Annotated in this window: 21 protein-coding genes; 10 read left to right on the plus strand and 11 right to left on the minus strand. The window is 67.7% G+C overall.

The window, feature by feature from the left end; genetic code table 11:
- Positions 1-772: 772 nt before the first annotated feature.
- Both ACFVWG_RS28195 and ACFVWG_RS28200 read right to left on the minus strand, forming a co-directional pair.
- The gene (locus tag ACFVWG_RS28195; protein WP_391546436.1) at positions 773-2,227 is read right to left on the minus strand and encodes a 6-phospho-beta-glucosidase; all 1,455 of its coding nucleotides are present in this window, start codon (positions 2,225-2,227) and stop codon (positions 773-775) included.
- Between the two features lie 309 nt (positions 2,228-2,536).
- Positions 2,537-3,289, minus strand: a complete 753-nt coding sequence (locus tag ACFVWG_RS28200; RefSeq protein ID WP_391546437.1) for a DeoR/GlpR family DNA-binding transcription regulator — start codon at positions 3,287-3,289, stop codon at positions 2,537-2,539.
- A gap of 128 nt (positions 3,290-3,417) precedes the next feature.
- Between ACFVWG_RS28200 and ACFVWG_RS28205 the strand changes: the two genes are divergently transcribed.
- The 6 genes from ACFVWG_RS28205 to ACFVWG_RS28230 all read left to right on the plus strand — a co-directional run bounded on the left by ACFVWG_RS28205 (position 3,418) and on the right by ACFVWG_RS28230 (position 9,012).
- The gene (locus tag ACFVWG_RS28205; protein WP_391546438.1) at positions 3,418-4,368 is read left to right on the plus strand and encodes a carbohydrate kinase family protein; all 951 of its coding nucleotides are present in this window, start codon (positions 3,418-3,420) and stop codon (positions 4,366-4,368) included.
- A 4-nt stretch (positions 4,369-4,372) separates the two neighbouring features.
- On the plus strand, positions 4,373-5,662 hold the full coding sequence (locus tag ACFVWG_RS28210; RefSeq protein WP_391546439.1) for an ABC transporter substrate-binding protein: 1,290 nt from the start codon (positions 4,373-4,375) through the stop codon (positions 5,660-5,662).
- An 80-nt stretch (positions 5,663-5,742) separates the two neighbouring features.
- A complete protein-coding gene (locus ACFVWG_RS28215) occupies positions 5,743-6,585 on the plus strand; it encodes a carbohydrate ABC transporter permease (protein ID WP_391546591.1) in 843 nt (280 codons plus the stop codon).
- Positions 6,582-7,406: a carbohydrate ABC transporter permease gene (locus ACFVWG_RS28220; protein ID WP_391546440.1), complete on the plus strand. Its 825-nt coding sequence runs from the start codon at positions 6,582-6,584 to the stop codon at positions 7,404-7,406. The genes ACFVWG_RS28215 and ACFVWG_RS28220 overlap by 4 nt, the downstream gene beginning before the upstream one ends.
- Before the next feature lie 42 nt (positions 7,407-7,448).
- Positions 7,449-7,643, plus strand: coding sequence for a hypothetical protein (locus tag ACFVWG_RS28225; protein WP_391546441.1), 195 nt, complete (start codon positions 7,449-7,451; stop codon positions 7,641-7,643).
- 22 nt (positions 7,644-7,665) lie between these two features.
- Positions 7,666-9,012 (plus strand): flotillin family protein, encoded by a 1,347-nt coding sequence (locus tag ACFVWG_RS28230; protein WP_391546442.1) that lies wholly within the window; start codon positions 7,666-7,668, stop codon positions 9,010-9,012.
- A gap of 61 nt (positions 9,013-9,073) precedes the next feature.
- Here the strand turns inward: ACFVWG_RS28230 and ACFVWG_RS28235 are convergent, their stop codons facing one another.
- The 8 genes from ACFVWG_RS28235 to ffh form a co-directional block, all read right to left on the minus strand.
- Entirely contained in the window at positions 9,074-10,198 is a 1,125-nt protein-coding gene (locus ACFVWG_RS28235; protein WP_391546443.1) for a S1 family peptidase, read from the minus strand.
- Positions 10,199-10,294: 96 nt separating this feature from the next.
- Positions 10,295-10,933 (minus strand): LuxR C-terminal-related transcriptional regulator, encoded by a 639-nt coding sequence (locus tag ACFVWG_RS28240; protein ID WP_391546444.1) that lies wholly within the window; start codon positions 10,931-10,933, stop codon positions 10,295-10,297.
- The gene (locus ACFVWG_RS28245; protein WP_391546445.1) at positions 10,924-12,036 is read right to left on the minus strand and encodes a histidine kinase; all 1,113 of its coding nucleotides are present in this window, start codon (positions 12,034-12,036) and stop codon (positions 10,924-10,926) included. Before ACFVWG_RS28245 ends, ACFVWG_RS28240 begins: the two co-directional genes overlap by 10 nt.
- A 103-nt stretch (positions 12,037-12,139) precedes the next feature.
- Entirely contained in the window at positions 12,140-13,492 is a 1,353-nt protein-coding gene (locus ACFVWG_RS28250) for an N-acetylmuramoyl-L-alanine amidase (protein ID WP_391546446.1), read from the minus strand.
- A gap of 165 nt (positions 13,493-13,657) precedes the next feature.
- Complete coding sequence (locus tag ACFVWG_RS28255; RefSeq protein WP_391546447.1) at positions 13,658-14,743, minus strand: amidohydrolase family protein; 1,086 nt, start codon at positions 14,741-14,743, stop codon at positions 13,658-13,660.
- Positions 14,744-14,767: 24 nt separating this feature from the next.
- Positions 14,768-15,895, minus strand: coding sequence for a lytic transglycosylase domain-containing protein (locus ACFVWG_RS28260; RefSeq protein WP_391546448.1), 1,128 nt, complete (start codon positions 15,893-15,895; stop codon positions 14,768-14,770).
- A 208-nt stretch (positions 15,896-16,103) separates the two neighbouring features.
- Positions 16,104-17,402, minus strand: a complete 1,299-nt coding sequence (locus tag ACFVWG_RS28265; protein ID WP_391546449.1) for a lytic transglycosylase domain-containing protein — start codon at positions 17,400-17,402, stop codon at positions 16,104-16,106.
- 166 nt (positions 17,403-17,568) lie between these two features.
- Positions 17,569-19,119: a signal recognition particle protein gene (gene ffh, locus ACFVWG_RS28270; protein WP_391546450.1), complete on the minus strand. Its 1,551-nt coding sequence runs from the start codon at positions 19,117-19,119 to the stop codon at positions 17,569-17,571.
- Between the two features lie 272 nt (positions 19,120-19,391).
- Here ffh and ACFVWG_RS28275 point away from each other — a divergent pair, with 272 nt between their 5' ends.
- Genes ACFVWG_RS28275 through ACFVWG_RS28290 form a run of 4 tightly spaced genes read left to right on the plus strand, consistent with a single transcriptional unit; the run spans position 19,392 to position 22,405 of the window.
- On the plus strand, positions 19,392-20,138 hold the full coding sequence (locus ACFVWG_RS28275; protein ID WP_391546451.1) for a hypothetical protein: 747 nt from the start codon (positions 19,392-19,394) through the stop codon (positions 20,136-20,138).
- Positions 20,138-20,554 carry a hypothetical protein gene (locus ACFVWG_RS28280; RefSeq protein WP_391546452.1) on the plus strand — a complete coding sequence of 139 codons (417 nt, stop codon included), beginning with the start codon at positions 20,138-20,140 and terminating at the stop codon, positions 20,552-20,554. Before ACFVWG_RS28275 ends, ACFVWG_RS28280 begins: the two co-directional genes overlap by 1 nt.
- 2 nt (positions 20,555-20,556) lie before the next feature.
- Positions 20,557-21,474 carry a hypothetical protein gene (locus ACFVWG_RS28285; protein WP_391546453.1) on the plus strand — a complete coding sequence of 306 codons (918 nt, stop codon included), beginning with the start codon at positions 20,557-20,559 and terminating at the stop codon, positions 21,472-21,474.
- A 52-nt stretch (positions 21,475-21,526) separates the two neighbouring features.
- A complete protein-coding gene (locus ACFVWG_RS28290) occupies positions 21,527-22,405 on the plus strand; it encodes an arginase family protein (protein ID WP_391546454.1) in 879 nt (292 codons plus the stop codon).
- Here ACFVWG_RS28290 and ACFVWG_RS28295 read toward each other — a convergent pair whose 3' ends face one another.
- Positions 22,406-23,437, minus strand: coding sequence for a DUF2332 domain-containing protein (locus ACFVWG_RS28295; RefSeq protein ID WP_391546455.1), 1,032 nt, complete (start codon positions 23,435-23,437; stop codon positions 22,406-22,408).
- Between the last annotated feature and the right edge of the window lies 1 nt (position 23,438).

Consider the following 23,438-nt stretch of genomic DNA (forward strand, 5'->3'; position numbering starts at 1 on the left):
CAACGCGTCGCCGCTCGAATGGGCCGAGCCAGGCCGTGGAGTTAGAGGGCTGCACAAACCTGGACGGACTCAGCCAACCATTCTGCCAGATCTGCCCCCTGACGCCCAATCCGCCCCACTCCCACCCCACACCCCACCCGCACACCCACCCCACCCGCACACCCACCCCACCCGCACACGGCACCCCGCCGTACCGGCCCCTCGCCCCGCCCCCGCCCACCGATCCCCGCCCCACGGTCGCCCGCCACCACCGCGCCGTACCGGCCCCTCGCCCCGCCCCGCCCACGGTCGCCCGGCACCACCCCGCCGTACCGGACCCTCGCCCCGCCCACGGTCGCCCGGCACCACCCCGCCGTACCGGACCCTCGCCCCGCCCACGGTCGCCCGGCACCACCCCGCCGTGCCGAATGACCAGCTCCCTGCCCCGCCTTCCCCCCGAGGCCATTTGAGGGGATATCCGCTCAACCTGCCCCTTCTCCCCTCAAATTTTGACCAGAGAAGGGGCAACTTCAGGGGAGATCCGTTCAAATTTCGGGGAGGGGTACGGCGGCCACCGGCGGAGGTGGGCGAGGTCGAGACGGGGTCCGGGGCTCGACGACCGTGGAGTACGCCGATTTGAGTGGTTAGCCAGCCAAATCGGGGGTTCGGCACCGTGGTTGCGGGTGCTCAACCCCTGATCTGAGTGGCCAGCCAGCCAAATCAGGGGTTCGGCACCGTGGTTGCGGGTGCTCAACCCCTGATCTGAGTGGCTAGGCAGGCAAATGGGGGTGGGTCAGGGGCGGAGGTAGGCGAGGTCGGGGAGGTGGTCGGTGTAGGAGTCGAGGAGCTGGCCGGCCGCCGTGACCGAGTCGATCAGGGGGTGCCAGGCGAAGGCTCGGAGCGCGGCGGAGCGGGAGGCGGAGGTGGCCGCCTCGATGGTGGAGCGCTCGACGGCCTTGACCGCGGTGACCAGGCCGGCCTGGTGGTCGGTGAGCTGGGAGACCGCGACCGGAAGGGCGCCGTTGGCGTCGACCGTGCACGGGATCTCGACCACGGCGTCGTCGTCCAGGTGGTGCAGGATGCCGCGGTTGCGGACGTTGAGGATGAGCGAGGCGCGCTCGTTGTGCGCGATCGCGCGCATAAGGGACAGCGCGACCTGCTCGTATCCACCGGCGGCCATGTCGCGCTCGTCGCGCTCACCGGCGTCGGCGATCTCACGGCTCTCCACCATGTACGTCGACTCCCGCTCGGCGCGCGTCTTCTGCCACAGCTCGAGCGCCTGGTCGGGGTGTTGCGCCGTCTCGGCGTAGAACGCGGACTGCTGCTCCAGGAGGAACGTCCCCCGCGTCTGCTTCACAGCCTGTACGGCGGCCAGCGTCTCGCGCGCGAAGTAGTAATAGTGCAGGTACTCGTTGGGAATCGAGCCGAGCGACCGCAGCCAGTCCACCCCGAACAGCCGTCCCTCCTCGAAGGACGTGAGCTCCTCAGTGGACGTCAGCAACTCCGGCAGCCGGTCGACCCCGCCGGACCGTAGACCGCGCAGCCAGCCGAGATGGTTCAGTCCGGCGTAGTCGTAGAAGGCGGTCGCCGGGTCCACCCCGAGCGCCAACGCCGCGCGGCGGCCGAGGCCCGAGGGCGAGTCGCAGATCCCGATCACCCGGTCGCCGAGGTACGGGATCATCGCCTCGGTCACCATGCCGGCCGGGTTGGTGAAGTTGATCGTCCACGCCTCCGGTGCCAACGCGGCAATCCGCCGAGCAATAGCCGTCGCGACGGGAATGGTCCGCAACCCATACGCGATCCCCCCGGCACCGACCGTCTCCTGCCCCAGTACGCCGAGGTCGAGCGCGACCCGCTCGTCCACGGTCCGCCCTTCGAGTCCCCCGACCCGAATCGCGGAGAAGATGAAGTCGGCCCCCCGAATGGCTTCATCCAGATCCGTCGTCGCCGTCACCGCCGGCGCTTTCCTCACAACGTCCGAAGAACCGTCGTACGTGGTCGGCGTGTTTTCGGACGCTGGCGAAAGCGCTTGGCGGACGTCCGAAGAACCGGAGACGGGCGCCGGCGTGTCTTCGGACGTTAGCGATTGGGCTTGCTGGTGGAGGACAGCGGCGATGGAGGAGAGGCGGGTGGGGTCGGTGTCGTAGAGGGTCACTTCGGTGATGCGGCCGGGGCCGCGGTCGCCCAGGAGGGCGTGATAGACGAGCGGCACCCGGAATCCGCCCCCGCCGAGAATCGTCAGTCTCACTCGATGCTCTCCCTCTTCACCTTGCCTCCGAAAACACCTTGCACCCCGAAAAACACCTTGCGTCCCGAAAACACCTTGCGTCCCGAAAACACCTTGCGTCCGAAAACACGCCGACCACGTACTGCGCCCCTTCGGACGCTAGTGGCCCGAGTCTGAAGTTGGTTGACAGTAGGCGGTGTTCAGGTGCGTGCATCGTGGTGACGGAGAAGCTGCCTCGATGCTCTTTATCGTGGCTGTTTCTCCGGTGCCGCGAGGTGCGTGCCTGGGCGCCGCCTACGTCAAGGAACTTCGGACTCGGGTCACTAGGGGTCATGCGAGCACTACCTGTACGCCGGCCTCCGTCAGTTGGGTCCTGGTCGCGGGGTCGGCGTTGGGTTCAGTGACGACCATGTGGAGTTCGGCGGGCTCGCAGACCCGGGCTACGCCGTGGCCCGGGAACTTGGTCGCGTCCGCGAGCAGGACCACGCGGTCGGCGGCCTTGATCATCGCGCGCTTGACCGGGACCTCGATCATCGTGCTGTCCATCACCCGGCCGTCGGGGCGGACGCCGCTCGTGCCGAGGAACAGCCAGTCGACGTGGATCTGCCGCAGGCTCTCCTCGGTCAGGTAGCCGACCAGCGATCGATAGCTGCGCCGCACGAACCCGCCGAGGATGATCAGCTCGATCGACTCGTCGTTCTGCAGTTCCTCGAGGACAGCGAGGTTGCTCGTGACAACGGTCAGTGATCGCCCGTGCAGATGCTGCGCGACCCGCAAGGCCGTCGTACCGATGTCGAGCAGCACCGACTCGCCGTCCTGAACCAGCTCAGCGGCCCGCCGCGCGATCCGATCCTTCTCCGCAGCATGTACGGCGTTCACATCCGCGAACGGCTCGTCTCCACCGTCCACCGCGAGAGCGCCGCCGTACACGCGGGTCAGCCGGCCCTCGTCGTGGAGCTGCTCGAGGTCGCGACGGATCGTCGCCTCGCTGACCCCCAGGCGGGTGGCCAGCACCTTCACGCCTCCGGCCCCGTCGACCCGGAGTGCGCGCACGATCTCGTCCTGACGCTGCTTCGGCAACACATCACGACCGTATCACGCAAAGTACGTCATTTCCGATCATGCCTATGATCGGGTATTGCGGAATCTGGCGACACGATCCAAGATTCACGCAAGAGTTTGATCAGACCTGCAGGAGTGTGGGGCAGCTCATGGAAGAGCTTGACGTGGTCGTATCCGGCCTGGTGTTCCAGGACCTGGTGCTCGGCCTGCCCACGCCCCCACGACCGGGGACCGAGGTCTGGGCGACCGGCTCCCACGAGAGCCCCGGCGGCATCGCCAACTTCGCCGTCGCGCTGGCGAGGCTCGGCCTCCGCACCGGCATGGCTGCGACCTTCGGGGCCGACGACCTCGGCGACCGGCTCTGGGACCGGCTGCACAAAGACGAGGGCATCGACCTGAGCCTGTCCCGCAAGCTCAACGGCTGGCCGACCCCGCTCACCGTGGCGCTTGCCTACGACAACGATCGCGCCCTGGTCACCCGCGGTACCACTCCCCCACTCTCGGCCGACGACCTGATCACCACTCCTCCGAAGGCCAAAGCAGTTGCCGCCCACATCGGTCCCTGGCCCAACGAGTGGCTGGCCAAAGCGAAGGCCACCGGCAGCCTGGTGTTCGCAGACGTCGGCTGGGATCCCACCGAGCAGTGGGATCCCGCCGTACTCGACCAACTCGAGCACTGCGACGTCTTCCTGCCGAACGCCGATGAAGCAATGGCCTACACCCGTACGACGTCGCCCGGCGCAGCGCTCGACGTACTGGCGACCAAAGTAGAAGTGGTCGTGGTGTCCAACGGCGCCCACGGGGCGGAGGCGATCGACGGCCGCACCGGCGAGCGCATCGCCGTACCGGCCTTCCCTGTCCCGGCGGCGGACACCACCGGGGCGGGTGATGTGTTCGCCGCCGGCTTCATCGCTGCCACGTTGTGGGACCTGCCGCTCGAGCAGCGGGTCCGCTTCGCCGCCCTCACTGCGGCGCTGTCCGTCACCAAGCTCGGCGGCGCCGACGCGGCGCCCCACTGGGCGGACCTGGCCAAGTGGCAGCAAGAACACCCTGAAGACCAGCACCTCCAAGCGCTGATCAGCGCACACCAAGGAAGGTAAGACCATGGACCTGTCACGTCGGACGCTGCTCGCTGGGGGCCTCGCAGCCGTGCTCGGCGGCACAGTCGTCGCCTGCTCGTCCGGAATGGACACCGGCTCGACCAAGAAGAACGCCACCGGCAACCTCGCGTTGTGGTGCTGGCCGGGCGGTCTCGGCAAGTCGGTACTGGACGACACCATCGCGCACTTCCCGGACCAGCACATCAAGTACTCCGAGGTGGGCGGCGACTTCAAGCAGAAGCTGCTGACCACCTTCAGCGGCGGTACGTCGATCCCCGACATCACCGGGATCAAGGGCGAGGACATCGCCTCGCTGCTGCCGCAGGCCAGCCGGTTCGTGGACCTGAAGACGATCGGCGCCGACGACGCCTTCCTCGGGCAGTACCTGGAGTGGAAGGTCAAGCAGGCCACGACGCTCGACGGCAAGGTGCTCGGCATCCCGATCGACATCGGCCCGACCGCGCTGTTCTACCGCGAGGACATCTTCACCGCCGGCGGACTGCCGAGTGACCCCGCCAAGGTCGGCGAACAGATGAAGAGCTGGGACGACTTCCTGCAGGCCGGTGTCGAGCTGAAGGCGAAGAACCCGAAGGCGTTCATCGTCGCGGACGCCGTCGACATGTACGGCACGATCGTCAACCAGGGCACAGCTCGCTATATCGACAAGGACAACAAGTTCATCGGCGACCAGGACCACATCCGCAAGGCGTGGGACACCGCGGTGAAGGCGATCACGCTGAAGGTCGACGGCAAGACGCTCGGTGGTTCGAACGACTGGAACGCCGGCCTCGACCAAGGCACGGTGCCTACCGTCGTCGGCGCGGCCTGGGTCGCGCTGGACATCAAGGCAGCCGCGAAGACCAGCGTCGGCAAGTGGCGGGTGGCGCCGACCCCGGGCGGTCCGGCGAACTTCGGCGGCTCGTTCCTCGCGATCACCAAGAACGCGGCGGATCCGAAGGCTGCCTTCGAGGTGATCAAGTACATGCTCAGCGCGGACAACGAGGCGAAGGCGTTCGCGGACGCGCAGATCTTCCCGGCGACGCCGGCGGCGTACGACAAACCGCAGTTGAAGGCAGCGGATCCGTTCTTCGGTGGACAGGTACCGATCGACGTGTTCGGTCCGGCGGCCAAGGACATCCCGATCGCCTACGAGGCACCGCTCGACGCGGCGATCGCCGTACCGTTCACTGACGCACTGAAGCTGGTCCAGGTCGGCAAGAAGACCTCCGACGCGGCGTGGGCCGAGGCAGTGACGAAGGCCAAGCAGATCGGCAAACGTCAGGGCGTTCAGTGACTCTCACCGCCACAGCCAAAGCACCCCGTACGGCGAAGGTACGCACCCGGCGCGGTGTCTGGTCGTACTGGCGGTTCTATCTGGCGCTGTCGCCGTTCTACCTGCTCTTCCTGGTCTTCGGGCTCTACCCGATGGCGTCCACGATCCTGCTCGGCTTCCAGAAGTGGGACGGGTTCAGCGCCCGGCAGTTCGTCGGGCTGCAGAACTTCGCCTTCCTGCTCGAGGACAGCACGTTCTGGCTGGCCTTGAAGAACACGGTCGTGCTGTTCTTCATGTCGACGGTGCCGACGCTGGCGATCGCGCTCGTACTGGCGGTGATGCTGAACTCCGCCGTCCGGTTCTCCAGCGTCTACCGGATCGCGTACTTCATCCCGAACATCACGTCGCTGGTGGCGGCCGCGATCTTCTTCGCGGCCGTCTTCAGCACGAACTTCGGGCTGATCAACTCCGGCCTGCGCGCCCTCGGTATCGAGACCCAGGACTGGCTCGGGCAACCGTGGGGGATCAAGATCGCGGTCTCCACGATGATCGTGTGGCAATGGGCCGGCTACAACACGATCATCTATCTGGCCGGGCTGCAGGCGATTCCGAAGGAACAGTACGAGGCGGCCAAGGTCGACGGCGCCGGTGCGGCCCGGACGTTCTTCTCGATCACGTTGCCGCAGCTGCGACCCGTCGTACTGTTCACGGTCGTCACGTCCACCATCGGCGGCCTGCAGACGTTCACCGAACCGCAGGTGATGGTCGGCAACAGCGGCGGTGTCGGCCAGAGCGGCCTGACGATCGTCATGTACTTCTACCAGCAGGCCTTCCTGAACAACGACTACGGGTACGCCGCGGCCATTGCCCTGAGCATCTTCATGCTCGTGCTGCTGTTCACGGCGATCAACTGGAAGCTGATCGGCGGAAGGGGCAAGCAGTGAGGTGGCACTGGCGAGGCGTGACGCTGCACGTCGTCCTGACGATCGCGGGAATCCTGAGTCTGTTCCCGTTCTACTGGACGCTGGTGATGGCGACGAACACCACCGCGGACATCTACCGGTACCCGCCGAAGTTCACCCTCGGCTCGCAGTTCGACGACAACGTCCGCGCCGTCCTGCACAACGTCGCGTTCTTCCAGTCGATGGGCAACACGGTGGTGGTCGCGGTCGCGACCACGCTGCTGGTGCTGTTCTTCGATTCGCTGGCCGCGTTCACGTTCGCGAAGTTCCGGTTCCCGGGGCGGAACGCGTTGTTCGTGATCCTGCTGGCGACGATGCTGCTGCCCGCGCAGCTGGGTGCCATCCCGCAGTTCCAGACGATGGCGGCGTTCGGCTGGGTCGGATCGTTGAAGGCGCTGATCATTCCGGCGGCGGCCAATGCGTTCGGCATCTTCTGGCTGCGGCAGTACTTCTCGAGCTCGATCCACGACGAGCTGGTCGAGGCGGCGACGCTCGACGGGTGTGGATTCCTCGGCGTCTATCGACATGTGGCTTTGCCGTCGGCGCGGCCGGCGTTGGCGTTCCTGGGCATCTTCACCTTCGTCGGTGCGTGGAACGACTACTTCTGGCCGCTGGTCGTGCTGACCAACCCCGATCACCTGACCCTGCAGGTCGCGCTGTCGTCGTTGAACCGGGCCCATGGGGTGGACTACTCGATGGTGATGACCGGGGCACTGATGGCGATGATCCCGCTGATCGTGGTCTTCATCGTCTTCGCCCGCCAGTTCATCAAGGGGGCAACGGAGGGGGCGGTGCGCGGGTAGGCTGCGGAACCAGGAGCAGCAGCGGTACGTCGGAGGGGCGTCATGGTTGGCAAGCGGGGACGCGTGATCGGGCGGATCGCACCAGGAATCGTCGGCGAAGTGATGCTGCCGATCCGTGGTGCCACCGAAGCCTTCTACGCTTACCCCGCGGTCGACGAAGAGATCGAGGTGGGCGCGCAGGTCGTGGTCGTCGACTACGACCCGCCCCGCACGGTCTACGTCGCTCGCGCTATCTAGCTTCTCGTTCCCTGGAGGGGAAATGCTCTGGACGTACGTGATCGGCGCCGCAGTGGCCCTGGTCGTGCTGCTCATCGTGTTCCGGATGGTCTGGCGGGTCGCCGAACCGAACGAGGCACTCATCATCTCCGGCCTCGGCGCACACTCGAGCAACGAGCAGGTCAACGAGACGCTCGGGTTCAAGATCGTCGTCGGCCGCGGCACGGCGGTTCTGCCGGGCTTCCAGACGGTACGACGGTTGCCGCTCGACATCCGCGCTACCCCGCTGACCGTGACGTGCGTGTCGAGCCAGGGCATACCGCTGCACATCAAGGGCGTCACGGCGTACAAGGTCGGTGACGACTACGGCTCGATCGCGAACGCGGCCCGGCGCTTCCTGGAGCAGAGCGACGAGCAGGTCATGAGCACGATCCACGAACTGTTCGCGGGTCACCTGCGCGCGATCGTCGGTTCCACCACGGTCGAGGAGATGCTGCACGACCGCGAGACGCTGACCACGAACATCCGCGGCTCGCTGGCCGGGGACATGGAGAAGCTCGGTCTGGTGGTCGACTCCTTGCAGATCCAGGAGATCGACGACGAGTCCGGCTACATCCGCAACCTCGGTCGCCCGCAGGCTGCCGCCGTCGAGGCCGCGGCCCGGATCGCGCAGGCCGAGCGGGACAAGGAAGCCACCGAGCGCGAGCAGGTCGCCGCGGCGGCCAAGGCGGCCGCCGTACGGCAGAGCTCGATCGCGCAGGCCGGCTACCAGGCCGAGGTCGACCAGGCGAGGTCGAAGGCGCAGCAGTCCGGCCCGCTGGCCGAGGCGCTGGCCCGCCAGGAGGTTGTGGTCGCCGAGACCGAGACCGCCAAGCTGAACGCGTCGCTGGCCGAGAAGCAGTTGGAGTCGTCGGTGCTGAAGCCGGCCGATGCCGAGGCGTACAAGCAGCGCACGCTGGCCAACGCGGCCCGCGACGCGCAGATCGCCTCCGCCGAGGCGAACGCTCGCGAGGTCACCCTGCGGGGTGAGGCACAGGCGAAGGCGACCGAGCTGAACGGTAAGGCCGAGGCGGCCGCCGTTCAGGCGAAGGCAATGGCCGAGGCGGCCGGTATCAAGGCGCGCGCCGAGGCCCTGGCCACCAACACCGACGCGGTCGTTGCCCAGCAGCTGGCCGAGGCCTACCCGGAGATCGTCCGCGCCGCGGCGAGCTCGTTCGAGAAGGTCGGCAACATGGTCGTCCTGAACGGTGCCCAGGGCATCGAGGACACCTTGGTCAAGACCATCACGATGGGTGGCTCCGGCTTCGCACTCGCCAAGCAGCTGATCGAGTCGCTCAGCGGCAAGGACGAGGCCAAGCCGCTGGCTCCGGTCCCCGACCAAACCGCCTGACATCACTTGACCAGAGACCCCGGATCCCCTATTGCGCGGGGGATCCGGGGTCTCTGCCGTGCTAGGCGGTGTGCAGGGTCAGACCGTAGGCCTGGAGGATCTCGTTGACCGGCTGGAACCAGGTCTCGCCGCCGCTGCTGCAGTTGCCCCAGCCGCCGGAGGTGACACCCTGGGCCTGGTCACCGGTGATGAACGAGCCACCGGAGTCGCCGGGCTCAGCGCAGACGTTGGTCTTGGTCGCACCGTAGAACAGCTGACCGTTGCCGTAGTTCACGGTCTCGTTCTTGCCGGTCACGGTGCCACAGTGCCAGTGCGAGGTCGAACCGCTGCGGCAGACCGAGGTGCCGATCGGCGCCTCCCACGATCCGCGGACGAGCGAGTCGCTGGTCTGTCCCCAGCCGATGACGACGGGAACCGTCCACCAGCCGTAGCCGGTCGCGACCCAGGCATAGTCGTTGCCAGGGAACGACCAGCCTCGGAAATCGCCCTGGTCCGAACCATCCCAGCCGCGGACCCTTCCGCCCCGACCACAGTGGCCGGCGGTGACATAACCGCCGTACACGGAGAAGCCGATCGAGCAGCGGATGTTGTCGACGTAGAACGGGTCGCCGCCGACGGTGCCGGCCGCGAACGTCTGCGGCGCCTGGGCCGCGACCTCGCGAACCGTCACGGTGCCGGCCTTGGCGATCTTGGCCACGAACGCGTTGACGGCCTGGGATCGCTTACCTGCTTGGACATTGACGACGACGCTGCCGGTCTTGGCATCGGTGGACCAGCCACTGACCGCAGCCGGCACAGCCTTCCCGGCCAGCTTGTCGACAGCAGCCTTCTGCTTGTCCAGTACGGCGGCAGTCTTCGGTACCGCGATCGTGTCGGCACCAGTCGCCTGTACGGCGGTAGCGCGGCTCGAACCGGTCAGCCCGATGACCAGCTTCTGCTTGGCGGCGTCGTACCAGGCACCGCCGAACTCCGCACCGGCTGCCTTCTGAGCGGTCGGGAGCAGCTTGGCGGCGTCGGTCTCGAATTTCAGCCGATCGTTCATCTGCTGCTCGGTCAGGCCGAAGTCCTTCTGCATCGCGGTCGCCTGACCGGCGACGGTCAACGGCTGATCATTGCCTGCAGCAACAGCTTGGGCCGGTACGCCGAGGGCACCGGCGACGAGCACAGCGGCAACTAGAACCTTCATGGATCTCTCCCTCACCTAGGGGCGGGTCGGTGGGTGTGAGAGCGCTCTCTGGACTGAGAGTGGCCTACCGCGAACGGATCGTCAAGACCGCGCGCGTCAGAGTCCCAAGTAGGCCAGAACCGCCAGCACACGGCGATGTCCGGAATCGGACGGCGGCAGGTCCAGTTTGAGGAAAACGTTTCCAACGTGTTTGTGCACAGCACCTTCGGAGACCACGAGCTTGTCCGCGATCGCAGTGTTGCCCAGTCCTTCGGCCATCAGGGCGAGCACTTCGCGCTCGCGCGGGGTGAGCCGGTCGAGCGGATTGCTCTTCTTGACCATCAGCTGGCTGACCACTTCCGGGTCCAGCACAGTACCTCCCGCGGCGACCCGTCGTACCGCCTCGAGGAACTCGTCGACGCGGGAGACGCGATCCTTCAGCAGATAGCCGACGCCCTCACTACCGGTCGCGAGCAATTCGGCTGCGTAGATCTCCTCGACGTACTGGGAAAAGACCAGCACCGGAAGGCCGGGACGGACGGTGCGTGCCTTGATCGCGGCGCGCAGGCCCTCGTCGGTGAAGGTCGGCGGCAGCCGGACGTCGACGACCGCGATGTCCACCTCGTGCTCAGCCATCGCCTGCTCGAAACCGTCCACGTCGGCGGCGACCGCAGCAACCTCGAAACCCGAATTGCTCAGCAGCAGACTGAGTCCCTCGGCCAGGATCGGGTTGTCCTCAAGGATGATCACTCGCACGGAAGGATGACCTCGATCGCTGTGGGTCCGCCGATCGGGCTGCGCAGTTCCAGGTGGCCGTCGATCGCTTGTACCCGATGGAGCATGCCATGCAGGCCACTCCCCCGGCCCAGCAGGTCGGACTGCTCGTTGATGCGCGCGCCACCGATTCCGTCGTCGGTGATCTCCAGGTAAAGCTCGGTACCGCGCCGTTCCATCAGGAGGTTGACACGGGCGGCGGCCGAGTGCTTGGTGACGTTCGTGAGGGACTCCGCGACGACGAAGTACGCCGCGGCCTCAACAGGGGCTGGGACTTGGCCGAGCTCCCCCATCCGCAGTTCCACGGGCAGTGGGCAGCGAGCGGCAAGTGCGGAGATCGCACCGGCCAGACCGCGGTCCTGCAGGATCGGCGGGTACATGGTGCGCAGTACGCCGCGCAGCTCGTGCATGGCCTGTTCGGCACCGTCACGAGCATCGTCGAGCAGTTTGGCGGCCTTCTCCGGGTCATCGGCCATTACCTGCTTGGCAACACCGATCCGCATCGCCAGCGACACCAACTGCGCCTGAGTACCGTCATGCAGATCCCGCTCGATCCTCCTGAGCTCAGCCCCATGCGAGTCCACCGCCCCAGCCCGGCTGGCGGTCAGCTCCTCCACACGCTGGTTGAGGCGCGCTGCCTCCAGCTGGTCGGCTGTGGGCGACAACACCTTGAGCACTGCCTTGGCATGGACACGTGCGAGCGCAGGGACCACCCAGCCCAGCAGGCCGAGCCCCAGCACGCTCTGCAGCGGTGTGAGCCAGAGGGTGTCCCACCAGCTGTCGATCGGTACCCCCAGCGTGGTGAAGCTGCCCGGGTCGAACGACCACAGCAGTACGTTCAGCAGGGCGCTCGGTACGGCGAAGATCGCGAACATCACGAGAAACAGTTCCGGGATGATCGCCAGCACGCCCAACGACAGCCAGAGACCCCGTTTGAACGACTTCTTCAGGCCAGCCGGCAGCTGCACGTCGTACCGGCCGAGGTACTTGCCTGCGCGGGTCAGCTCACCGCTGGTCGTGAAAGACCGCATCAGCAGGTACTTGCTTGCCGGTCCCCCGCGGGCCAGCCGCTTTGTCCAGGTCATGCCTCGATCATCCGGCACAACGGGCCGGGCGTCGGTACAGCAGGCTCTACTCTTCGTACTCCAGCAGAGGGCCCCGGACGAGTGTCCAGGGCCCTACTGGCGGCTAGCAGACCGGAACGCCGGGGAGCTTCGGGTTCGGGTCGGAGATGTAGATGTTGGTCATGTAGCCGCCCTGGTCGCGGAGCTTGGCCCACCAGTTGTTGGTGGTCCCCTCGGCCGTGACGGTGTCGCCCTGGACCTGGCAGGTGACGAAGACCTGCGTCGGGCCGGGGAGCTCGGTCAGGATGGTGCCGTTCAGGCGGGGCGTCGCGCGGACCCGGACACCACTGCCGTAGGTGGTGAAGTTGTACGTCGGCGGGTTCGGGTCGCCGCCGTTCACCAGCTGCATGTAGTAGGTCCAGTTCCAGTTCGGACCCGGGTCGGTGTGCGTCTGGTTCGGCAGCTCACTGTGACCCATGATGTGGGCCCGATCCTTCGGGATACCGCGCCGGTCGGCGATGTTGCGGGTCAGGGCGGCCGACGAGCGGTACATCGCGTCGGTGAACCACGACGGCTGGTCGACGTAGCCCTCGTGCTCGATGCCGATCGTGTAGCCGTTCTCCGTGCCCACGTGCCAGGCCTTGTCCTTCTCGGCGACCATCTGGGTGACCTGGCCGTCGGAGGAGCGGATCACGTAGTGCGCGCTGACCTGGGCCGCCGAGTTCTTGAACCAGCTGATGGTGCCGGCGTAGGAGCCCTGCGTGACGTGGATGATGATCTTGCTGATCGCCTGCGTCCGGCCGACCGTGTAGTTGCAGGTACAGGCCGGGTTCCAGATCGCTCCCGGGTAGTCGACGGCGTCGACCGACGACTCGGAGCGGGTGCCGAGCGGGGCGACCTTCGCGAACGTGCCGCGCTGCGGGGTGACCTGCTTCGGCGCGACCGTCACGCCGTCGGCGCGGACACCGGCGCCGATGATCCGGTAGACCTCGTCGGTGTAGAGCCGGGCAGTCGGTGCGTCGGCCGAGTGCGAGTACTTCGCGACGACCTCGTACCAACGACCGGAGTCCTTGCGGGCGTCGCCCTGCAGACCGGCGGCATCGGCGTACGCGTCGAGCACTGCGGCGGCGCCGTCGATGTTCGAGGGAGTGTCCTTGGCGAGCTTCTCGACCGGCAGGCCGGTCAGCTTGGCGGCCTCGGACATCGTGTGGTTCTCGTTGTTGCTGACCAGGTGCATGACGCCGTAGCCGTTGTCCTGGCTCGGCTCACCGTTGTGACCGTCCAGGTGCGACTCCGCGTACCCGACGCCGACCAGCAGCTCCCGCGGTACGTCGTACTTGGTCGCGGCCGATGTGAACGCGGACGAGATGTCGATCGAGCCGACCGGCTGGGTCGGCTCGACGGCGCTGCTCGGCAGGGCACTCAGCGCCAGGGCGCCGGCGGCCGCCGCAGCCAGGAGGGCGGAGAGTCTGGGCACGGGTACTCGGGCGATTTTCCCCATGGGCGGTTCCTTCCCTTGGTCGGTCCGTCGAGGGGCGGTCGACGGTCCCGAATGCAAGCTAGCCGTCACGCTAGGCGAAAACCTTCCGCCATGACCAGTAGTTGAGTGAACTTTTTCCCGTCACCGCGTGAATTCGCCTCGTTACGCAATTCTGCCACGCAGGACGATCAGTTTCGGGTGCGACAGGACGGCGGGGTTCGCGCGCGGATCCTCCTCGTAGACGACCAGATCGGCCGGATCCCCCGGCTGCAGTGTGCTCGGTACGCCGAGCCACTCGCGCGCCGCCCACGATCCAGCGGCCAGCGCCTGCTCCCCCGACATCCCGATCCCGGTCAGCGCCTGGATCTCACTCGCGATCAGACCATGTCCGAGGACGCCGCCGGCGTCGGTTCCGGCGTACACCGGAACTCCGGCCTCGAACGCATCCCGGAGCCGGTGCAGCCGACGCTCGTACAGGTCGGTCATGTGTGCTGAGTAGATCGGGAACTTGGCCGCGGCCTGATCGGCGTACTCCGGGAAGTTCTCCAGCTGGATCAACGTCGGTACGACGGCCACCCGGCGCTCGGCCATCTGCGCGAGCATCTCGGGTTCGACACCGGTGCCGTGCTCGATGCAGTCGATCCCCGCAGCCAGCAGATCGGGCAGGGCGTGCTCACCGAAGACGTGCGCGGTGACCCGGGCGCCGAGCTCATGGGCGCGGGCGATCGCCGCATTCAGCGCCTCGGCCGGCCAGCACGGGGTCAGGTCGCCGGCATCCCGGTCGATCCAGTCGCCGACCAGCTTCACCCAGCCGTCGCTGCGGCCGGCCTCCTGCTCGACGTACGCGACCAGCTCCTCCGGCTCGATCTCCCAGCCGTAGTTGCGGATGTAGCGCTTCGAGCGGGCAATGTGGCGGCCGGCCCGGATGATCTTCGGCAGATCCGGCCGATCGTCGATCCAGCGGGTGTCGGTCGGTGAACCGGCATCCCGGACCAGCAACGCACCGGCGTCCCGGTCGGCGATCGCCTGCTGCTCCGCGGTCGCCGCGTCGACCCCACCGACGGTGTCCAGGCCGATGTGACAGTGCGCGTCGACGAGGCCGGGGATGATCCAGCCGCCGGTGTGGACGGTCGTCACCTCGGCAGCGGCGGGCCGGTCGACGACCAGCCCGCCACTGAGGTGAAGCTCCTGCTGCTCACCGGACGGCAACACCGTGCCGACGAGCCTGAGTACGCCGGATTCACTCATGGAGTGACCGTATCCGGCCAGGGATCACCCGTGCGAGCCCCCACCCGGCGTACACGTCGGGGTGGTCGGGTCCGCCGAACACGGCGTCCCGCTCGGGGTCTCCGTCGGCGTCGGCGTGGGTGTCGGCGTCGGAGAGGGAGTCGGCGTCGGCGTGGGAGTCGGCGTCGGGCTCGGCGTCGGCTTCTGTGTCGGCGGCTTGGTCGGCTTCTGCGTCGGCGGTTTCGTCGGCTGCTCCACCGGGTCCGGCGTCGTCGTCGGCAACGTCGGCTTCTTCGTCGGCGTCGGGGTCGGCGTCTTGGGGTCGCCCGGCACGTCCGGGACCTGGCGCGGGTCGACCTTCCGCTCGGCGTTACCGGTCGGCTTCGGGACCGACAGCAGGCCCTTCTGGTTCGGGATCAGGACGGCGTTCTTGCTGTAGACGCGCATCCACTTCAGCACCGTGGCGACGAAGTCCTTGGAGTGCTGGTAGCGCAGCAGGGACTCGACCAGGTCGCGCGGGCGCCTCAGGTCGTCGCCCTCGGCGCAGAGGTAGACGGCCACGGTGGTCACCGCGTCGTACACGTTGTTGGGGTTGCGGAAGGCGTCGCCGTTACCGTCGGCACCGTAGTCGGCCCAGACCTGCGGGATGATCTGCATCGGGCCGACGGCCCGGTCCCAGACCAGGTCGCTGTCGAACTTGCCCTTGTCACTGTCGGGGATCTTGCCGTTGCCGTTCTTGCCGTTGAGCACCGGACCGAAGATCTTGCCGCGGGTGGTGCCGGCCACGTCGACCCGGCCGCCACTGGCGTGGTCGGACTCGACCTTGCCGATCCCGGCCAGCAACGGCCAGGTGAGACCACAGTTCGGCCGGACCACGGCGAGATTCGCGGTGGCGCGGCGGTAGGCGGGGAAAACCCCGCGCGGGATGCCGTTGACGGCCCCCGGACGCCCGGGACGGACCACCGAGCGGCCGTCGGTGGCCCCTTGGACGGGCACGTCGGCACGGGCAGGCTTGTCGGATCCGAGCCGGCCGTCCACTCCGGGACGCTGCGGCACGATCATCGTCAGTTCGTCGAACTCACCGCTGTTCAGGCCGGCTCCAGGCTGAGGAGCAACCGGACTGTCCGTCGCGAGCTGACCGGAGGCACCGGCCCCACCCGAAGCCACTGTCACGATCGCCCCGACCAGGAGCGGGACCGTACACAGTGACGCGATGATTATTTTGACCCGACGGTTTCCACTACGGGTTAGGCGCATAGTCGGCTCAACGACCGATAGGCCAAAAAGTTACCTCAAGACGACGCAAAGTTATCCGCCCCACCCTTGACCTGATCGAACAGCACGAAATCGTGCAGGACAAGGGGTTTTCCGGGCCCGACCACTACTTCGGCTGGGGGGCCACCTGCTCGGTCTGACCGGCCGGGCTCGGGCTCGGCGTGGTGCAGGGCGACGGCGTCGTCGTCGGGTCGTCGGCCTGTGCCTGCTGCGCACCGGACGGAGTGCCGCTCGGCGTCGTCGACGGCGTGTCCGGGCCCTCCGGGGTGGGCGTCGGAGTCGGGGTCGGCGTCGGCGTGGGGGTCGGCGTCGGGGTGCAGACCGGCGGGGTCGGCGTCGGCGTGTGCTTCGTCGGCGGCGGCGTGTACGGCGGCTTCGGCGTCTTGGTGGGCGTCGGAGTCGGGGTCGGCGTCGTCGGCTTCGGGGTGGTGGGCTTCGGCGTCGTCGGCTTCGGCGTGGTCGGAGTGACCGTCGGAGTCGGGGTCGGCGTCGGGCTCGTGGTGTTGTTGCGCGTCGGGTTGTTGACGTTGCCGTTGTCACCAGGCGGGGTGATCACGCCCGGCGTGTCCGGAACCTTCACGGTCGTCTTGCTGTAGGACTGCATCCAGCGCAGCACCGTGGAGACGTAGTCCATCGAGTGGTTGTAGCGCAGCACCGACTGGACCAGCCCCTGGGCGTCGGCCAGGTTGGCACCGCCCGAGCAGAGGTAGTCACCGGCGGCCCGGGCCGCGTCGTACACGTTGTGCGGGTTCTTGACGCCGTCGCCGTTGCCGTCCGCGCCGAAGGACTTCCAGGTACCCGGGATGAACTGCATCGGGCCGACCGCCCGGTCCCACTGCTTGTCGTCGTCCCACTGGCCTTGGTCGGTATCGGAGATCGCCGCCATGCCCGGGCCACCGTTCAGCACCGGGCCGAGGATCTTGCCGCGGGTGTCGCCGTTGGTCTCGACCTTGCCGCCGTTCGCGTGGTCGGACTCGACCTTGCCGATGCCGGCCAGCAGCGGCCAGGTGATGTGGCAGTTCGGCGTCGCGGCGGCCAGATCGTTCGCGACCTTCTGGTACGCCGCCAGCACGGTGCCGGGGATGCCGGAGGTGTCACCGGTGATGCCGGGGATCGGCGGGACGTTGCCGTCGGTGCTCCCGGTGACCGGGACCGAGACCGTCGACTTCTCCTGGGTCGGCAGGCTGCCGTCGACCCCGGGCTGGTTCGGGACGTCGTTCACCAGGTCGTCGAAGACCGCGTCCGGCCGCGGGGCGGCCAGGGCGTGCGCGTCCACGATGAACGTGTTCGACGTGACACCGCCGATCACGAACACGGCGACCATCGCCGTCGGCGGAGCCAAGCACACCCAGGTAGCGGTGAGCTTGCCCCGCCACGTGTCCAGGTTCTTGAACTGCTGCCTCATCCGATCCGTCCTTCGACGTTTCCGCAGTTTCGACTTTCTCCGGGCGTGGGGTCGATCTTAGCGGGCCCAGGAGCATCGACAACGGGTAACGGGGTGTCACTTGGTGCAGTGACCGGTTGTCCGATCGGGCAGGATCAGTGCCCCGTCACCGCCTGTCACCGACCTCCTATTGGCCGCCGAGCATCTTCTTCAGGTCGTCGGGCAGCTCGAAATCGCCGCCGTTCTGGCCGCCGAACGCGGCCGGCAGCTCACCGGGCTGCGGTGGCTGCGGCTGCGCCGGGGCGCCGGAGCGCTTGGCCGGGTTGCCGGAACCGCGCTTCTTGCCCTTCTTGGCCTGCTGCTGCTTCGCCTTGCGCGCGCCGCCACCCGGCATCCCCGGCATGCCGGGCATCCCCGGGATGCCCTTGCCGGAGGCCATCGCGGACATCATCTTGCGGGCCTCGAAGAACCGCTCGACCAGACCGCTGACGGTGGCGACCTCGGTCCCCGAACCCTTCGCGATCCGGGCCCGGCGGGAGCCGTTGATGATGTTCGGGTCGGTCCGCTCGGCCGGGGTCATCGAGTGGATGACGGCCTCGATCCGGTCGATCTCGCGCTCGTCGAAGTTCTCCAGCTGGTCCTTGAACTGGCTGGCGCCGGGCAGCATGCCGAAGATCTTGGTCAGCGGGCCCATCTTGCGCACCGACTGCATCTGGGCGAGGAAGTCGTCGAGCGTGAAGTCCTTGCCGCCGCGCTTCTGCAGCTTGGCGGCCGTCTTCGCGGCCTCGTCGGCGTCGAAGGTCCGCTCGGCGGACTCGATCAGGCTCATCACGTCGCCCATACCGAGGATGCGCGAGGCCATCCGGTCGGGGTGGAAGACGTCGAAGTCCTCGAGCTTCTCGCCGTTGCTGGCGAACATCACCTGGCGGCCGGTCACCTGCGCGATCGACAGCGCGGCACCACCGCGGGCGTCACCGTCCAGCTTGGACAGCACCACGCCGTCGAAGCCGACGCCGTCGAGGAAGGCCTGCGCGGTGACGACCGCGTCCTGACCGATCATCGCGTCGACGACGAACAGGATCTCGTCGGGGTTGACCGCGTCGCGGATGTCCGCGGCCTGCTTCATCAGCTCCTCGTCGACACCCAGCCGGCCGGCCGTGTCGACGATCACCACGCTGTGCTGCTTGGCCCGCGCCTCGTCCATCGCCTTCCGGGCCACGTCCACCGGATCGCCGACACCGTTGCCCGGCTCGGGAGCGAACACCGGTACGCCGGCCCGCTCACCGACCACCTGGAGCTGGGTCACCGCGTTCGGCCGCTGCAGGTCGGCCGCGACCAGGATCGGCGTCTGGTGCTGCGTCTCCTTCAGCCACTTGGCCAGCTTGCCGGCCAGCGTCGTCTTACCCGCGCCCTGCAGACCCGCCAGCATGATCACCGTCGGCGGCCGCTTGGCCATCCGCAGCTCACGAGTCTCCCCGCCGAGGATGCCGACGAGCTCCTCGTTCACGATCTTGATCACCTGCTGCGCCGGGTTCAGCCCCCCGCGCACCTCGGCCCCGCTGGCCCGCTCCCGGATCTTCGCGATGAAGTCCTTCACCACCGGCAGCGCGACATCCGCCTCCAGCAACGCGATCCGGATCTCCCGCGTCGTCGCCTCGATATCGGCGTCGGTCAGCTTGCCCTTGCCGCGCAGATTCTTGAACGCAGCGGACAACCGATCGGAAAGCGTGTCGAACACGGGAAAGTCCATCCTCTAGCGAGCACCGAACAACTCTCAGAGTCTACCGGCCACCCAACGCTCTCCCACCGCCCGACCTTGAGCACCGCTCAGTCACCTGAACCGCCGTTCGATGGTTGAACCGTGCTCAAGGTGAATGGCGGCGGTCACCTTGAGCACGGTTCGGTCGTTTGGGCGGCGCTTCGGTGGTTGACCCGTGCACAAAGTGCGGGGGGTCCCGGGGCTGTGGATAACCGCGGCACGGTGGGACGGGTTCGGGCTAGCGTTCTGCCATGGGCCTCGACGACTTCAGCTCCCGCCGATTCGCACGGCTGCTCCTGCTGATGCGGCAGTCGACCGATGCGTATGTGACGGCGTCAGAGGATCTCTACGCTCTGGTTCCGGACCTACCTGAGGCGGAGCGCGCCGACGCGGTCGACCAGATCGAGCGCCTCGGCGAGCACCTCGGGTTCCTCGCCGAACGCCGGACTCGCGGCGAATCCGTCCGCTCCGCCGAGTTGCCGGACTTCTCGGCCGCGACCGACTTCAGCAGCCGCCGAGCCGCCCAGGAGCGCCTCCTGACCGACGAGTTGCTCGACCTCCTCGTGACCGCTCAAGAAGATCTCTACGCGCTGGTTCCCGACCTCCCCGAGCCCGACCGCGCCGACGCGGTCGACCAGATCGAGCGCGCCGGTACGTATCTCAGCTTCCTCACCGAGCGCGCGACCCGGGCCGAGCAGCTCGCCGGCCAAGCAGTCGGTGACGCCCTCGTCGGCCGCCGCGGCATCGACGACAAACTCGCCGGCATCGCCGCCGCCTGCAGCTACGTCTGGGCCCTCGCCGACGAACTGGAGCGCGAAGGCAAATCCAAAGAATCCAGTCAGGTCCGCTGGAAGACCCGCCCTCTCGACTGCACCTCCCGCGATCTCGAAGACCCGACCGTCCCCTGGGCCGACCACAACGTCACCCACTACGAGCCCACCATCCAGGAGAGCCTCGAAGGCCGCCTCTGGATGGACCTCCCCGAAGGGCGCCGCTGATGGACATCGCCAAGATCAACTCGCTGTTCGCCCAAGCCCGCCACGAACAACGCCAGCACCCCGCGTACGACGTACGCCCCACCCAGCACGAGATCCGCACCCTCGTCGCCGGCGAACCCGACTCCGACGACAAAACCTGGGCTCTCCGCCTGGCCGACAACCTCGCCAGCCCGCTCCCGCCCGCAAGAGAGTGGAGCGCCCTGTACGACGAAGCCGCCGCCATCGCGGGTGAGCTCCCGGCCGCCGACGCCCCGATCGAGCAGCAGGTGGCTGCACTCAGCGAGGCTCGACGACGGATCTGGGAGATCGCCGATCGCGCCGCTCCGGACGAAGAGGTCCACATCCGGGCGCTGGCGTCGCCTCTCGAGCGGATCCAGGACTACCTTCAGCCACCGACGTTCGGGTCCGGTGACTGACCATGGCCCGGTATGAGCTGATCCCGCCAGACTCCCGGGTCCACCAGGAGTTCACACGGCTGTATCGGCTCGCACAGCAACAACGGCCGGGCAGTGGTGGTCGGTGGAATGGGGAACTGTACGCACTCCACGACGGTGGGTCGGCACAGCTGAACTCGCAGACGGGCGCCATCGCCTTGTCCGCGGACCGGGTCCTGCCGTACCTCGCGCGACAGGTCCCGCCGAACCAGCACGACCACCAGGCAGGCGCCTTGCGGACGGTCCTGGAGATGTCGACGCACGCGAGCATGTCGGTAGCGCCGGAGTCATCTCCGCATTCCCACAGCCTGGCGGCGGGAATTGGCGAGGTTCGGGTGGCGACTGACTTCGAAGCCTTCGCCAACCGTGCTGGATATCCACAGCTGACCTTGCCTACATCCGAGCCGTCAGGCGTCCACGCGGCTGCCGACAGTCTGTTGACGCAGGCGTCTGGGCTTACTACTGGGCGGGACGAGTTGTTGAGTGAGTTGGTGGCAACGCCGGTTGGACAGCAGTTCGATCGGTTGGCCAATGGAGTCGTGCGGAATCGGCTGCGGGAGGAGGTTCCGTATGGCCGGCAGGAGGCGGCCCGGGCTCGGTTGATCGAGCCGATGCTGCACGAGGCGTGGCCGAGGCTGCCTGCTCACGACGCAGCCGCCGGGCAGCAGGTGGCCGACGAGATCCGCACCGGCCTCAACTCCACTGTCGAAGAGCTCCGCCACGAACACCACCCAGCCAGTACGGCGCACGCTCCGACCAGCACGTCGATGGACGGGCAGCTGCGGTTTCTGGCGGGACAAGCGAGCCCGACGCGCGCGACGTCGTACCGGCCGGAACTCGGCGATGGGGCGCGCGGGCGCGGCGGTACGAAGACCCAGGCGACGGAACGTGGCCTGGAGTAGGCGCTACGATCCTCTAACCGAAAGAATCATCATTACCGGTTAGGGAGGGATTGTGGGGCGGAGTCGGGTGGTGGTGGACGGGCCTTCGAACTTGGGGTTGCGGCCGCCGGCGGAAGGGACCGTGCCGGGCTGCTACAAGCTTGCGGGCGCGTTGCGGGATCAGGGGATCATCCAGCGGATCGGCGCTACCGATGCGGGCTGCATGGTGCCGCCGCGCTACGACCGTGGCGACTGGAAACCTGGTGACGGAGTCTTCAACGCCGCAGCGATGGCTTCGTACAGCGTGCGGCTGGCGGATCGCGTGGGCGCACTCCTGGACGACAAGAAGTTCGTAGTCCTGCTGGGTGGGGAGTGCAGCAATCTGCTCGGACCGGCGCTGGCACTCAAGAGGCGAGGCCGGTACGGCGTCGTCTACCTGGACGGGCATTCGGACATGCGGACCGTCGACAACGACGAGTACGTCGGCGCTGCCGGCGGCGAGGCGTTGGCGCTCGTGACTGGGCGCGGGCAGGACGACCTGACCGACCTGGAGGGGCTGAAGCCCTACGTGCGCGATGCCGTGATGCTCGGCTACCGGGAAGATGAGGCCTATCTGGACACGCTCAACCAAGCAGGCATCCCGCACTGGTCAGCACTCGACCTCATCGCCGACGCCGCAGGCGCAGCCACCTCAGTGCTTGAGCACCTGAGCGGGCTCGACGGATTCTGGGTGCACCTGGACGTGGACATCCTGGATGCGGCCATCATGCCCGCGGTCGACAGTCCGGACCCGGGCGGCATCGACCACGCCCAACTCCAAGCGCTCCTCCGCCCATTGCTGGCCGACGAGAAGTGCGTCGGGATCGACATCGGCATCTACGACCCCGACCTCGATCCCGACCTGATCTATGCGGCGGAACTCACCGACAGCCTGGTAGCGGCACTCAGGTAATCAGAAAGCGTTCCAGACCAGCCCCTGGCCGTGATCCCCGATCCGCCCGAGCACTCGCCGCCCGCCACCCGGCCAGTTCTCCAGCTCGATCAGGAAGTCGCCGCCCGCCGCCGTCGGCTCGAACCGCAGTCGCGCAAGCGGCGCCGACTCGTCCGCCCGCTCTCCCAGCTCAGCCAGGTGCGCGTCCACGGCCGCACGGTCCGCCTCGGTCAGGTACTGCCACATGATCGAGTGCCACAGCACCGTCACGTGGCCCGGTGACAGCTCCAGCCCGCGCACGAACGAGACCGCGTCCTCACGCCGTACGTCGGCCGGCACCTGCCGCGCGACCTCCAACGCACCGCGCAGCCGCATCAATCGCTCGGACATGTCCGGCCACACGTACGACGTCAGCGTCCGAGCGCCCTCCGCCGACAGCGGGTTCACCGGCGCGATGTCCGAGCCGACCCGCTCAGCGATCCGCAACGTGACCGGCTCAAGCCTCCGCCCCGACCAGGCGTCCTCAATGACCACCGGGCTGTCGGCAGCGCCGTACGACTCACCATCGGCGAGGTAGTGGAAGTGGTCCGCCCGCAGGTTGAGCCCAGCACTCGCACCGATCTCGAACAGCCGCACCGGCAGCGGCACCTCCTGCATCAACTGCAGCAGACCGCCATAGAGCGCGGCCGCCCGCCGTACCTCGTTGGTCTGCGGCGGCTGAGTCAGCAACGCCCGCACCTCGGCGGACCGGGACTGCAGCACCTGCTCGAACGCCTCCCACCCGAGCACGGGGTCCCACTCCCCACCAACGCTCGGATAGAAGACCGCCAGCTCAGGCGCCTCCCCCGCCAGCACCAGACCGTGTACGGCGCCCAGCAGCCGCAGCCCGATCACGGCTCCCGGCGGCGGGTCCTCATACCCAGCCAGTACGTCGGCAGCCACGCCACCGACCTCGTAGTTGTCCACGAGCCGCCGCAGGATGTCGGCGTACATCGGAGACCCGAGGCCTTCGCACCGGACGGCCTGACGCTGAAGTGACCCTAGGAGAGGCATG

Origin of the sequence: Kribbella sp. NPDC058245 (assembly GCF_042882005.1) — a bacterium.
Taxonomy (GTDB): Bacteria; Actinomycetota; Actinomycetes; order Propionibacteriales; family Kribbellaceae; genus Kribbella.

Bases quoted from the DNA above. Each gene is read 5' to 3' on its own strand.
- ACFVWG_RS28295 (WP_391546455.1), bottom strand. From the start codon at position 23,437: ATGCCTCTCCTAGGGTCACTTCAGCGTCAGGCCGTCCGGTGCGAAGGC.
- ACFVWG_RS28235 (WP_391546443.1), bottom strand. From the start codon at position 10,198: ATGAAGGTTCTAGTTGCCGCTGTGCTCGTCGCCGGTGCCCTCGGCGTA.
- ACFVWG_RS28245 (WP_391546445.1), bottom strand. From the start codon at position 12,036: ATGACCTGGACAAAGCGGCTGGCCCGCGGGGGACCGGCAAGCAAGTAC.
- ACFVWG_RS28285 (WP_391546453.1), top strand. From the start codon at position 20,557: ATGGCCCGGTATGAGCTGATCCCGCCAGACTCCCGGGTCCACCAGGAG.
- ACFVWG_RS28225 (WP_391546441.1), top strand. From the start codon at position 7,449: ATGGTTGGCAAGCGGGGACGCGTGATCGGGCGGATCGCACCAGGAATC.
- ACFVWG_RS28275 (WP_391546451.1), top strand. From the start codon at position 19,392: ATGGGCCTCGACGACTTCAGCTCCCGCCGATTCGCACGGCTGCTCCTG.
- ACFVWG_RS28280 (WP_391546452.1), top strand. From the start codon at position 20,138: ATGGACATCGCCAAGATCAACTCGCTGTTCGCCCAAGCCCGCCACGAA.
- ACFVWG_RS28255 (WP_391546447.1), bottom strand. From the start codon at position 14,743: ATGAGTGAATCCGGCGTACTCAGGCTCGTCGGCACGGTGTTGCCGTCC.
- ACFVWG_RS28230 (WP_391546442.1), top strand. From the start codon at position 7,666: ATGCTCTGGACGTACGTGATCGGCGCCGCAGTGGCCCTGGTCGTGCTG.
- ACFVWG_RS28210 (WP_391546439.1), top strand. From the start codon at position 4,373: ATGGACCTGTCACGTCGGACGCTGCTCGCTGGGGGCCTCGCAGCCGTG.
- ACFVWG_RS28265 (WP_391546449.1), bottom strand. From the start codon at position 17,402: ATGAGGCAGCAGTTCAAGAACCTGGACACGTGGCGGGGCAAGCTCACC.
- ACFVWG_RS28205 (WP_391546438.1), top strand. From the start codon at position 3,418: ATGGAAGAGCTTGACGTGGTCGTATCCGGCCTGGTGTTCCAGGACCTG.